The organism is Gordonia sp. DT219 (assembly GCF_049847065.1).
GTDB lineage: Bacteria > Actinomycetota > Actinomycetes > Mycobacteriales > Mycobacteriaceae > Gordonia.
On sequence record NZ_JBNCNR010000033.1, the window covers coordinates 19,868 to 32,738 of the forward strand.

The window sequence follows — 12,871 nt, forward strand, 5'->3', positions numbered from 1 at the left end:
GCCGCTAGCCTGACGTGATGAAGCGGTCCGTGCTGACTCGTCTGGTGCCGCCGGCTCTGGCCGGCTATCGGCGTTCGTGGTTGCGGACCGACCTCGTCGCCGGATGCACCCTGGCGGCGGTGGCGATCCCGGAATCCATGGGCTACAGCTCGATTGCGCATGTTCCGGTGGTCGCCGGGCTGTACACGATCATTCTGCCGGCTGCGGTGTTCGCGGTGCTCGGTTCGTCGCGGCTGATGGTGGTCGGCGCGGACTCCGCGACGGCGGCCCTGCTGGCATCGGGTATCGCCGGACTCGGCGTCGCCGGACTGGTGCCCGGCTCACAATCGTGGCTTCGGTGGGCATGTCTCATCGCCATCGTCACCGGCGGCCTCCTCGCCCTGGCCCGCGTGTTCCGGCTCGGCTTCCTCGGCGACTTCCTGTCCACCGCCGTGCTGATCGGATTCCTGGCAGGCACCGGCATCACCGTCATGACCGGTCAGGTCCCGGCGCTGCTCGGTCTGCCGGGCACCGACGGGTCGATCGCGACACGGTGGTGGGCGATCGTGTCGAATCTCGACCACATCAACTGGGCCACCGCTGGATTCGCCGCCGCCGCCATATTGGCGCTGGTGCTCGGCGGGCGTCTGGCGCCGCGGTTTCCGGTCGCCGTGGTGGTGGTGATCGGCTCCATCGCGGCGGTGGCGGTCTTCGGCTGGGGCGATCAGATCGCGGTGGTCGGCGCCGTGCACGGTGGGCTGCCGGACTTTGGGTGGCCGACGGCGATGGGATTCGGTGACGTCGTGAAGGCGGCGACGGTGGCCGGCGGCTGCGCATTGGTGATCTTGGCCCAAAGTGCCGCAACCGCACGCAGCTTCGCCCAGCGCCATGGCCAGAACGCCGACGTCGATCGTGACGTCGTCGGCTTGTCGGCGGCCAATCTGGTGGCCGGGTTCTCCGGCACCTTCGTCGTCAACGGCAGCCCCACCAAGACGCAGCTCCTCGACGATCAACGCGGGCGGACCCAGGTCGCGAATCTGACGATGGCCGCGATCACGTTGCTGGTGGTCGTCTTCGCCGACGGGTTGCTCGCCGATCTGCCGCACGCCGTACTCGCCGCGATCGTGTTCCTCGTCGCCCTGCGGCTCATCGACGTGCGCGGCTTCGTCCGGATCTGGCGGATCCGGCCGATCGAGTTCGGGATCGCCGTCCTCACGGTGGTCGTCGTCGTGGCATTCGGGGTGCAGGTGGGAGTCGTCGCATCGATGGTGGTGTCGCTGCTGGAACTCGTCCGTCGACAGTACCGGCCCGAGCGCTTCGTCCTCGGTGTCGGTCTGCACGGGCATCCGCGCTACGAGCCGGCCACTCCGGGCAGTCAGTCGTTGCCGGGCCTGATCGTGTTCCGGTATGACGCAGACCTGTTCTACGCCAACGCCGGCCGGTTCGCCGACGACGTCATGGCGCTGGTGAACCGCGCACCCGATCCGGTGCGCTGGCTCGTGCTCGACGCCTCGGCGATGAGTGACGTCGACTACTCGGCGTCAACCGTCCTGACCGATCTCATCGGCTACATCCACTCGCGTGGTGCGCATTTCGTGCTGGTCGGGGTCGACCCGGAATTGCAGCGAACGCTGGGAACCGAACACATCCTGGGCGAGCTGAGTCCCGATCACATCTTCGCGTCGGTGTCCGACGCCCTGCGCGCCTACCGGCGGATCGACCCCGGTGGTCGGCAACAGACGCCAACGGAGCAGTGACGGATTCAGCCGGTGAAGCCGAAGCGGGCGTTGAGTTCTGCGGCCGCACCACGCACCGCGTCGGCGATCTCGTCGGCGCGTTCGGGGTCGAACCGGTAGCGCGGACCGGACACACTCAGTGCCGAGATCACCGTTCCGGTGTGATCGCGGATCGGCGCCGCGATCGCCACCAGCCCGACCTCGAGTTCTTCGTCGGCGAGGGCCCAGCCGCGTTCGCGGACCGCGGCGAGATCGGCCAGCAGGGCGTCGATCCCGGTGATCGTGTGGTCGGTGTAGCGGGGTGGGCCGCCGGCGAACAGGGCTCGGACCTCGTTGTCCGGCAACGCACTCAGCAATACCTTGCCCGAGGAGGTGGCGTGTGCCGGCGAGGTCTGCCCGACCCAGGTCTGCAACGCCACACTCGACGTCCCCTGCGCCTCGACGAGATTGACGGCCTGATCGCCACTGCGGACGGCCAGATTGGTGGTCTCACCGAGGTCGGCGGCAAGCTTCTCGCAGATCTCCTGCCCATGCTTGGCCAGGTCGAGTGTCGCGCTCGTCGAGCCGGCCAACCGGACGATGGCATATCCGATGCGGTACTTGCGTCCGGCGGGTTCCTGCTCGACGAAGCCGCGGTTCTCCAGCGAGCCGATGATCCGGGACACCGTCGATTTGTGGACGCCGAGTGCGCCGGCCAATTCGGTGACGCCGGCCGAACCGAGTCGGCCGATGAGTTCGAGGATCTGCAGGGCCCGGTCCACGGACTGCACCGAACCGGTCTGCGGGGCGCTCTCGTTGCTGGGCATGACGGATCCAACCCTAGCCGAGCCGGTCACGGTCCGGTGGACGTGCGCGGTGCCGCCGGGTGTCACCGGCGGACGCGCGACATCGAGGGGTCGACCGAGACGTCGGGGGCGACGGCCGCCCGATAGGTGGCGAGTTGGTAGGCCACGGTGACCTCGGCGCCCTCGTCGAGATCGGCGGGAAGCCAGGCGTAGGCGAGGCAACGGCCCAGCGTCGGCGACCACGCGGCGCTGGTGACGTAGCCGGCCACGGTGGCGCCCACCGACACCGGTTCCTTGCCCAGCACCACCGCAGTGGGGTCGTCGAACATGATGGTGCGCAGGCGTTTCGGAGCGTCTCGACTGGTGAGGGCGCTCTTGCCGATGAAGTCGCCCTTGGTCATTGCGATAGCGAAGCCGAGTCCGGCCGCGTCCGGGGTGTATTCGGTGGTCAGGTCGGTGCCCGCCGAGCGGTAGCCCTTCTCGATGCGTAACGCGTTGAACGCGATTCGGCCCGCCGCGATGATGCGGTGCGGGCGTCCGGCGTCGGTGAGCAGGTCCCACAGTGCGAGGCCGTGCTCGGCGTCGGTGTAGATCTCCCACCCCGATTCGCCGACGTAGGAGACACGCATCAGTGTCACCGGGATCGATCCGACGGTGGTCTGGGCGCACCGGAAGTATCTGAGTCCGTCGTTGCTCAGATCCGTCGGGGTGAGCGGGGCGAGCACCTCGCGGGCCAGTGGGCCCCACAGGCCGACGCCGCAGGTCGCGGTGGTGATGTCGCGCAGGGTCACTCCGTCGGGCGGCAGGTGGCGGGTGATCCGGTCGACGTCGAGCGGTCCGTTCGCGCCGACCCGGAAGGCATCGGCGGCCAGCCGTGTGACGGTGAGATCCGAACGGATTCCACCCATTTCGTCGAGCAGTAGGGTGTAGGTGACCGATCCGACCGACTTGTCGAGATCGTTGGTGGTCAGCCGCTGCAACAGGTCCAGGGCGCCCGGTCCGGTCACGTCGAGGCGGGTCAGCGGAGTCATGTCGTACAGGGCGACGTGGCTGCGGGTGTGCGCCGCCTCGGCCACCGAGATCGGTGACCAGTGACGCGCCGACCACGAATCCCGTTGGGGGATCACCATCCCGGCCGCGACGAGCTCGTCGAGCACTGTCTGGTTGGTCTCATACCAGGCCGGCTGTTCCCAGACGCCGGGTGCCCAGAACTCGGCACCGAGCGCCACTTCCCTGGGGTAGAAGGGGCTGACGCGGATCCGGCGCGGTGCCGCACGCTGATCGTGGGGATGGATGACGTCGTAGACCTCGACGAAGGACTGGGAACTGGTGGTGCGGATGAAATCGTCGTCGAGTGCGGCGTCGTCGAAGCGGTACAGATCGAATTCATGGGTGTCGACCGATGGGGTGCCGTCGACCATGGCCTCGGCGACGGTGCGGGCGATGCCCGCCGAATGGGTGACCCATACCGCCTCGGCGACCCAGAATCCGCTGAGGTCACGGTGTTCGCCGACCACCGAATGTCCGTCGGGGGTGAACGAGAAGATGCCGTTGAAACCGTCGTCCACCTTGCCGGCGCCGAGTTCGGGGATCAGCCGGATCGTCTGTTCCCACGCCTCGGCGAAGTCGTCGGGGGTGAACATCAACTTCGACGGCATGTCCGCGTCGGAGGTGGTGGTGTTGTGGTCGAGGGCGCTGAGGTCGGTGGGCATCGGCCGGTGCCCGTAGTAGCCGATGCCGATCCGGTCACCGTGCTCGCGATAGTAGAGGTCGTGATCCTGGTGGCGCAGGATCGGCAGAGATGCCTCGGCGAGTGCAGAATTGGCGCCCGCCCGGGATTCGAGCGGGGTGGTGACCGCGTACTGCTGGGCCATCGGGACCAGCGGGATCGTCAAGCCGACGCGTCGGCCGAATTCCCTGCCCCAGAAGCCCGTACAGCACACCACGATGTCGGCGTCGACGACACCGGTCGCGGTGCGCACCCCGCGCACCGCGCCGTTGGACTCGACGACGTCGATCACCTCCTGATGGGCCAGGAACCGCGCGCCCCGCGACATTGCGCGTGCCGCTTGGGCTTCCACCGCGCGTAATGCCTTCGCCAGGCCGTCACGCGGGGTGAACAGTCCGCCGAGGATGCGGTCGGCGTCGAGCAACGGATACCGCGCGGCGCACTGGGCGGGACCGAGAAGCTCATACTCAACGCCACGTGATGCGGCCCAGCCGGCTTTACGATGCAGGTCGCCCCAACGGGTTTCGATGGTCGCCACCTCCAGGCCGCCCACGTGGTTGAAGCACCAACCGTCCGGATGCGAGAGGCTCGAGAACTTCTCGAGGGTGTAGGAGGCGAGTTCGGTCATCGTCTTCGACGGGTTGGTGGCGAACACGAGACCCGGTGCATGTGAGGTGGATCCGCCGGTGGCGAAGAGCGGTCCGCGGTCGAGGACGGTGACGTCGGTCCACCCGCGGAGGGTGAGTTCGTCGGCCAGGGAGGTGCCGACGATGCCGGCGCCGACGATCACGACTTTGGGTGTGGTCATGGGACACGACCTTCCGGGTTGTCGGTGGCTGCGGCCGCTGGGCCGGTGCAATACTCCGTGGCAGCGTCGACGAGCCAGCGGATGAGGTGGCCGGCGAACGAGGTCCGAACGAACAGGGCAAAGCCGTCGTCGATGCGGTGCAGGATCACCCCGGTCTGCGCGATCAGTGTTTGTGCGGTCTCGTCGGGCCCGAATGCCTTGGGCGTCAGGTCGATGGCGCAGCCGTGGGCCAGCACGGTTGCGGCGCGGCAACCGGTGAGCAGCAGTCGGGTGCGTTGGCCGGTGGCGTCCAGGAAGTAGGAGGCATCCGGCTCGCCTGCGCGCGCGACGATCTCGCCGAGGCGGTCGGGTCCCGTGACGCCGGGGCGGCTCAGCAGCCATTCGTCGGGTCCCAGCCACATTGCGACCTCGTCGCCGGTGCGGCGGATGTGGCAGGCGGCAGGAAGCTCCAGGCGGCTGATGGTCTCGGGGTCGACGGTACGCACGACGACCTGGGCGACCGGGGATTCGGTGAGCGCTATGGCGGGACGTTCAACCATCACGACGGGCTCCTTCCGGATCGACGAAAACGGTTGTGGTGACCTCGACTTCGACGAGCTGGCCGCCGACGGGGACGTCGAGGTGGGTGCCGATCAGGGCGCGTCCACCTTTGACCAGTGCCAGCGCGAACGGCCGGCCGAGTTCGGCGCTGCGATAGCTGGAGGTGACGTGGCCGAGCATCGGTACCGGTGGTGGGGGCAGGCACCGATCGGCGCGGTGCGCGATGATCTGCGCGCCCTCGGGCAGGGTGGTGGTGGCGTCGGTGGGCAGCAGTCCGACGAGTTGTTTGCGCTGCGGATTCTGCTGGGCTGCACGGGTAAAGGAGCGTTTGCCGATGAAGTCGGGCTTGGCCGTGGACACCACCCAGCTCATGCCGAGGTCGTGCGGGGTGACGGTGCCGTCGGTGTCCTGCCCGATGATGGGATAGCCCTTCTCCGCGCGCAGGACGTGCATCGCCTCGGTGCCGTACGGAGTGATGCCGTGAGGCGCACCGGTATCGATGAGGGCGCGCCACAACGCGTCGGCGTATGGCGCGGCGACGTTGACCTCGAAGGCGAGTTCTCCGGAGAAGCTGATGCGCGCGACCCGTACCGGCGCACCGTCGAAAGTGGTGTCACGCCACTGCATGAAGCCGAACGCCTCGCGGGACACGTCGAGGTCGGCGAAGACCGCGCCGATCACGTCGCGCGAGCGCGGGCCGACGACCGGGAAGGTGGCGACGTGATCGGTGAGGGAGGTGGTGAAGACGCGCAGATGCGGCCATTCGGTCTGGTGCCACTCCTCCATCCAATCGAGGACCGTTGCTGCGTTTCCCGTGGTGGTGTACACGGTGTAGCGGTCGGCGGCGATACGCAGCACGGTGCCGTCGTCGATGATCATCCCGTCGACACCGCACAGGACGCCGTAGCGCACCTTGCCGACCGCGAGGGTGCTCAGCACATTGGTGTAGACGCGGTCCAGAAACTCTCCGGCGTCGGGGCCGGCGACGTCGATGACGCCGAGGGTGGAGGCGTCGAGGATGCCGACTCCCGCACGGACGGCGCCACATTCGCGGAGCACGGCCGACTCCATGTCCTCCCCGCCCCGCGGGTAGAAGCGGGGACGCTTCCACTGCCCCACGTCCTCGAAGATCGCACCCCGCTCGGCGTGCCACTCGTGCAACGGGGTTCGCCGCACCGGATCGTAGAGCTCGCCGCGGTTGCGCCCGGCGAGGGCGGCGAAGGAGACCGGGGTGTACGGCGGCCGGAAGGTGGTGGTGCCGGTGTCGGCGACGTCGACGCCGAGGAGTTCGGCGACGATACCCGACGCCACGATGCCGGACGTCTTGCCCTGATCGTGTGCGGTGCCGATCGTGGTGTACCGCTTGACGTGTTCGACCGAGACCATCCCGGCGCCGACCGCACGCCTCACGTCGGCCACGGTCGCATCTCGCTGCAGGTCGACGAACGACACCTGCTCGGCCGCTTCGGGGACCCGCCAGTAGACGGCGGTGGGCGCGGGTGTGCGATCGGTCGTGCGGGGCACGCCCCGATACTCGGGCGGGTTCACACCCAGCGAGCGTAAGGCGGCCAGCCCGCCGCGCCGACCGTCGGTGAGGCAGGCGCCGGTGGTGAACAGACCCCGTGCGGCGCCGACGATGTCGACATTCGGCAGTGTGCCGGTCGGGACGAAGGCGGCCGCGTCGGCGTCGAAGTCGATGGTGCCGCGCAGCTGACTCCACAAGTGCGCAGCGGGATTCCAGCCGCCCGATACCAGGACCGTGTCGCAGTCGAGGATACTGCCGTCGGCGATGCGGACTCCGCTGACCTCGTCGTCGCCGGACGCGGCGACGACGGTATCGTCGGCGCGGATCTCGATGCCCAGGCGAGTCGCCTCCGCACGCAGGTCATCGGAGACGTGCGTCCGTACGTCGACGATGGCGCGAATCTGCATACCGGCCCCGACCAGTGCGAACGCCTCACCGTAGGCGGAGTCGCCTGCGGTGAACACGACGGCGGTGCGCCCGACGAGCACACCGTGGCGGCGGAGATGATCGCCGGCCGAGCCGGCGAGCATCACACCGGGAAGATCGTTGTCGGCGAACACGATCGGCCGCTCGTGCGCGCCGGTGGCAATGATCGTGTGCCGCGCCCGGATGCGGTGGATGCGTTGACGCGAGACGTGCGCGGGCGCCGCCCCGAGGTGATCGGTGCGTCGCTCGATGGCCAGGACGAATCCGTCGTCGTAGGCGCCGAAGGCGGTGGTGCGTGACAGATGTGTCACGTGCGGGTGGCCGTCGAGTTCGGCGACCGCGTCGCGCACCCACGGTGCCGACGGGCCGGCACCACCGGCTTCGGGTCGCTCGTCGACCAGCAGGACGGCGACGCCGGCACGAGCGGCCATCAGCGCGGCCATCAGACCGGCGGCACCGGACCCGACGACCAGGAGGTCCGGATGATGGTGCAGCGCATCATAACGCGCGGTGTCGATGTCGGTGGACAGCGTGCCCCGGCCGGGCACGCCGTGGGCGATCAGACCGGGGCAGAGCTCGATCATGGTGGCCGGCACCATCGGTTCGATATACGGCGCGTCGATGCCGACCTGTGCGGTCGCGTCCTCGGACCACGATCCGGTGATGCCGCGCGGGCGGCCGAGGATCGTACTGGCGGTGACGGTGCGGATTCCGTTGGCCAGCAGGGCCGACGCAAGGGTGTCGCCGGCGTAGCCCTGGTAGGTGCGGCCGTCGAAGACGAAGTCGATCGGGCGGTTGCGGTCGATCCGTCCGCCGGTGCGTGTGCGAAACGCGTGGTGTACCTGGGTCATCGGTGCTCACCCGATTCCGGGCCGGAGAGAAAGCGGTACGTGACGGTGTCGCGGGTGATGGTGAACCATCGGCGGCAGCCCGCGCGGTGGCACCATCGTTCGGGCAGTGGCCCTTTCGGGTTGGGCCGGAAGAACAGGTACCGCGCCCACGTGGCGTCGTCGAGGGTGTCCGGATGTGCGGGGTAGGCGGTGCCCGCGGCGCCTCCGTAGTGGAACTCCGTCTCCTCGCGTGGCCCGCAGTGCGGGCAGGGTATCATCTGCATCGGTGTCTCCCGGGTCTGGGTATCTGGTGGTCTGGGTATCTGGGGTCAGTGCGCGACGGCGGCGGCGCCGTGTTCGTCGATGAGGTCGCCGGTGGTGAATCGGTCGATGGTGAACGGTGCGTTGATCGGGTGTGGTACGCCGGTCGCGATGGTGTTGGCCAGACACCAGCCGACGCCCGGCGTGGCCTTGAATCCGCCGGTGCCCCAACCACAGTTGACGAACAGGTTGCGGTACGGCGTGGCGCCGAGGATGGGGGACGCATCGGGGGTGACATCGACGATGCCGCCCCAGGTGCGCAGCAGCCGGGCGCGGGCGAAGATCGGGAACAGCTCGACGGCGGCGGCCATCTGGCGTTCGATGATGTGGAACGCGCCGCGCTGACCGTAGCCGTTGTACGAGTCGACCCCGGCGCCCATCACCAACTCGCCTTTGTGGGCTTGGGAGACGTAGACGTGTACCGCGTTGGACATGACCACGGTCGGATGGATCGGCTCGAGGAGCTCGGAGACCAGTGCCTGCAGCGGATGTGATTGCAGGGGGAGGGCGAAGCCGAGCCGATCGGTCAACGTGGAGGTGTGACCGGCGGCGCACAGGGCAACGGTGCCGGCGCCGATGCGGCCCCGGGAGGTGTTGACGGCGGTGATCGTCCCGCCGGTCGTCTCGAAGCCCAAAACCTCACAGTTCTGGATGATGTCGATGCCCGATTCGTTTGCGCTGCGGGCGAATCCCCAGGCGACCCAATCATGTTTGGCGATGCCGCCACGTGGCTGGAACGTGGCGCCCATGACGGGGTAGCGGATGTCGGTGGAGGTGTTGACGATCGGGCAGATCTCGGCGACCTGCTTCGGGTCGAGCCAGTCGGCGTCGATGCCGTTGAGCCGGTTGGCCGCCACGCGCCGGATCGAGTCGCGGACGTCCTGCTCGCTGTGTGCGAGGTTGAGGACGCCGCGCTGACTGAACAGGATCGGATAGCCGAGTTCGTCTTCGAGTCCTTCCCAGAGTTTGAGGGAGTGTTCGTAGATGCCGGCGCTCTCGTCCGAGAGATAGTTCGACCGGATCAGGGTGGTGTTGCGGGCCATGTTCCCGCCGGCCAGCCAACCACGTTCGAGCACGGCCACATTGGTGATCCCATGGTTCTTGGCAAGATAGTGCGCGGTGGCGAGCCCGTGACCGCCGCCGCCGACGATGACGACGTCGTAGGTGGGGCGGGGATCGGGGTTGTGCCAGAGGAAGTCCGGGTGCCGGGGCTCGGTGGTCATGGTTGCCGTCCTCAGTAGTCGATCACGACGGGGCTGATGGGTTCGGAGCAGCAGAGCAGGATCTGGCCCTGCTCGATCTCGCGGCTGCGGATGCCGCCCTGATGGTTCATCACGACGTCGCCGGAGATCTTGGTGACCTTGCAGGAGCCGCAGAGCCCGATGCCGCACGTGGATGGCAGTGTCACTCCGGCAGCTGCGGCGGCGGCCAGGATGGTGGTGCCCTCGGTGACGTGTACGCGGCGGGCGCGGCGGGTGAAGTCGACGGTGATGCCGTCGGTGTCGGCATCGGGCGTGGGCAGCACGAAGCCGAAGCTCTCCTCGTGTATGCGGGTGAGGCTCGCGCCGCAGGCGAGGAGCGCTGATCGCACCCGGCTGCGGAATGGTCCTGGGCCGCAGAGGAAGACCTCACGGTCGGCGAGGTCCGGGCAGAGCCGCGTCAGCGTGTCGGCGCCGAGACGTTTGTTGCTGCCGGGTGGTGCGACGGGGTGGTCGGCGGTCAGTGCGGTGAGTGCGAACGCCACGTCGAGACCGGGGTGGGCGACCGAGAGCTGCTCGAGTTCGGCACGGAACGGGATGTCCTCGAGCGTGCGGGCACTGTGGATGAAGACGATGTCGGGGCGGCGTGCAGCGGTGACATCGGTCGCGGTGCTGGTGGTGGTGGCGTCGTCGGTGGCGGCGCGGATCATCGACATGATCGGGGTGATGCCGCTCCCGGCCGAGATGAACAGGTAGCGCTCGGCGCCGGTACCGATATAGCTGAAGCGGCCGAGGGGGCCACTGGCGGTCATCGTCATACCGGGGGACATGTTGTCGTGCAACCAGTTCGAGACGTGGCCGCCCGCCTTGCGTTTCACCGAGATGGACAGCGTGTCGGGTCGGGTAGGAGGTGAGGAGATGCTGTAGCAGCGTTGGACGGTGTGATCGTCGATGGTCACCCCGATGGTGAGGAACTGGCCGGGGTTGAACACGAAGGTGTGGGGTTCCACGGTGCGGAAGGTGAAGGTCGTCATGTCGTGGGTGGCCGGGACGCGGTCCACGCAGACCAGTAGGTGCTCATCGCTTCTCATACCGGCTCCGGCATGCTCGAAACCGGTGGCGCGATACCGAGATTGGAGCGCAGCGTGGTGATGTACCAGTTGACGAATGCCTCCACCTGGAACTCGGAGGGCCCATAGGGGCCGGGCCGGTAGGCGGGGTCGGCGATGCCGCGATGGGCCAGCGCGACGAGGTCGGCGTCCTGGTTGTTGGTGATCTCCCAGACGCCGGTGAGTCGGTCGAGGCGGTAGTCGACGCCCTCGACGGCGTCGGCGTGGACCAGCCAGGTCGTGCGTACCAGCGTCTGGTCCGGCGCGACGGGGATGACGGAGAACAGGACGGCGTGGTCGCTGGTGATGTGCAGCCACATGTTGGGTTGCAGGTGCATCGACAGCCGGCCGAGCCGTCGGTCCGGAAGGTCATCGGACAGTGGGCGGGTACAGGCGGCGGTGCCGTCGAGGGTGAAGGATTCGCCGGCGAGGTCCATCGCCTCACGTTCGATGTGGAACCCGGTTGGGCGGGAATCGAGTTGGGCGATCCGAACGTAGAGGAGCCCGAGGCGTTGCCAGACGTCGACCATCTCCGCGGTGGCCGCACGGTAGCGGTCGGTCACCGGACGCAGCCGATCCGGGATGGCGTCGGCGTCGGAGTAGCCCCACGTCGGGAAGAACACGTTGAGCAGCTCGGGGTGTCCGTCGCAGTGGTAGCACTCGCGGTTGTTCTCCATGGCCAGTTTCCAGTTCCCGTTCTCGAGGAGATCGGTCTGCTTGGCGACCTTGGCCGTCGCGAGGTGATGCGGCGCGAGATACGGTTCGACGATGCCGGCGACCTCGTCGATGTCGGTGGGCGGGTCGTCGGCGAGGCAGATGAAGACCAAACCGGCGATGGTGCGGACGGCCACCGGCCGCAAGGAGAAGCACTTCTTGTCGAAGCCGGGCGCCTGGGCGTCGGCGAACATCAATCGACCGTCCATATCGTAGGTCCAGGAGTGGTAGGCGCAGACGATGGTGCCGGTGGAGCCGCGCTGCGCGGTGATCAGGCGGGCGCCACGATGGCGGCAGACGTTGTGATGCGCGCGGACCACGTTGCCGTCGTCGCGGGTGATGATCACCGACCGTCGTCCGAAGTTGATGGTGACATAGTCGCCGGGGTCGGGGATCTCCGCTTCGGCGGCAGCGAAAAGCCAACGCGTGGAGAAGATCTGCTCCACATCCCGCTCGAACCATGACTGCTCGACGTAGAACGGGGCAGGCAGACTTCGGCCGACGACGCGGCCGGCGATGAGCGCATGCGACTCGGGATCGAGGTGCGCGGCACCGGGACCCGCTCCGGCATCGGCCGAGCCGGCGACGAGATGAGCGTTCATCGGCGTCGAATACCTCTCTGGGCAGAGGAGTCCATGGATAGAGATACGGCATGGATATGAAGACGGTGTGTGAGGATTCGTCGTCGACGCTGAGACGGATCGAACTGTTATCGAGTTGCTATATACGCAACGGAACGCATGATGTGCAACAAGTCTGCGCGCTGGCGCATGTGCTGTCAACCGGACGACGATCGCCGCGAAAATCTGAAGATTCGGAGGTCAGGAAGCACGGCCGCCACGCCGGGAATCTGCAGCCTTTGGTCGCGTTTTCCGCGACTAAAGGCTGCAGATTTTCGCGACCGGTCAGTGTTCGCGGGTGGCGAGTAGGTGGGCCAGGTGGGCTTCGATCGGTGACTGGTCGGTAGCCACGACGGTGTCGGCGTCTTCGTACGTGTCGTCGTGGGTGATGATCTCGACGATGTCGTAGCTGCCGGTCGGGGTGCCGATGGTGGTGCGCAGGATCTTGTCACCAGGTGCCAAGCCCACCAGGTAGCTCCGGTCCGCGGCGATCGGATCGGTGAAAGTACCGGTGTCGGTGTCCGGCAACGGTTTACCCGTGTCGGGTGGG

Annotated in this window: 9 protein-coding genes and 1 pseudogene; 1 reads left to right on the forward strand and 9 read right to left on the reverse strand. The window is 67.8% G+C overall.

What is annotated here, in order from left to right; all coding sequences use genetic code 11:
• Positions 1-17: 17 nt before the first annotated feature.
• Positions 18-1,736: a SulP family inorganic anion transporter gene (locus ACPXB3_RS20990; protein WP_425707051.1), complete on the forward strand. Its 1,719-nt coding sequence runs from the start codon at positions 18-20 to the stop codon at positions 1,734-1,736.
• A 5-nt stretch (positions 1,737-1,741) separates the two neighbouring features.
• Here ACPXB3_RS20990 and ACPXB3_RS20995 read toward each other — a convergent pair whose 3' ends face one another.
• From ACPXB3_RS20995 to ACPXB3_RS21035, 9 genes and pseudogenes are all read right to left on the reverse strand, one after another.
• A complete protein-coding gene (locus ACPXB3_RS20995) occupies positions 1,742-2,521 on the reverse strand; it encodes an IclR family transcriptional regulator (protein ID WP_425707052.1) in 780 nt (259 codons plus the stop codon).
• 62 nt (positions 2,522-2,583) lie between these two features.
• Positions 2,584-5,037 carry a GcvT family protein gene (locus ACPXB3_RS21000; protein ID WP_425729420.1) on the reverse strand — a complete coding sequence of 818 codons (2,454 nt, stop codon included), beginning with the start codon at positions 5,035-5,037 and terminating at the stop codon, positions 2,584-2,586.
• Positions 5,034-5,576 (reverse strand): sarcosine oxidase subunit gamma, encoded by a 543-nt coding sequence (locus ACPXB3_RS21005; protein WP_425729422.1) that lies wholly within the window; start codon positions 5,574-5,576, stop codon positions 5,034-5,036. The genes ACPXB3_RS21000 and ACPXB3_RS21005 overlap by 4 nt, the downstream gene beginning before the upstream one ends.
• Complete coding sequence (locus tag ACPXB3_RS21010) at positions 5,569-8,379, reverse strand: 2Fe-2S iron-sulfur cluster-binding protein (protein WP_425729424.1); 2,811 nt, start codon at positions 8,377-8,379, stop codon at positions 5,569-5,571. Before ACPXB3_RS21010 ends, ACPXB3_RS21005 begins: the two co-directional genes overlap by 8 nt.
• Positions 8,376-8,642, reverse strand: coding sequence for a sarcosine oxidase subunit delta (locus tag ACPXB3_RS21015; RefSeq protein WP_425729425.1), 267 nt, complete (start codon positions 8,640-8,642; stop codon positions 8,376-8,378). The genes ACPXB3_RS21010 and ACPXB3_RS21015 overlap by 4 nt, the downstream gene beginning before the upstream one ends.
• A 45-nt stretch (positions 8,643-8,687) precedes the next feature.
• A complete protein-coding gene (locus ACPXB3_RS21020) occupies positions 8,688-9,902 on the reverse strand; it encodes a sarcosine oxidase subunit beta family protein (RefSeq protein ID WP_425729427.1) in 1,215 nt (404 codons plus the stop codon).
• A gap of 11 nt (positions 9,903-9,913) precedes the next feature.
• On the reverse strand, positions 9,914-10,969 hold the full coding sequence (locus tag ACPXB3_RS21025; RefSeq protein WP_425729429.1) for an FAD-binding oxidoreductase: 1,056 nt from the start codon (positions 10,967-10,969) through the stop codon (positions 9,914-9,916).
• Complete coding sequence (locus ACPXB3_RS21030; protein WP_425729431.1) at positions 10,966-12,303, reverse strand: aromatic ring-hydroxylating oxygenase subunit alpha; 1,338 nt, start codon at positions 12,301-12,303, stop codon at positions 10,966-10,968. The genes ACPXB3_RS21025 and ACPXB3_RS21030 overlap by 4 nt, the downstream gene beginning before the upstream one ends.
• A 303-nt stretch (positions 12,304-12,606) precedes the next feature.
• Positions 12,607-12,871 (reverse strand): annotated as a pseudogene (locus ACPXB3_RS21035) (hypothetical protein); the annotation flags it as partial.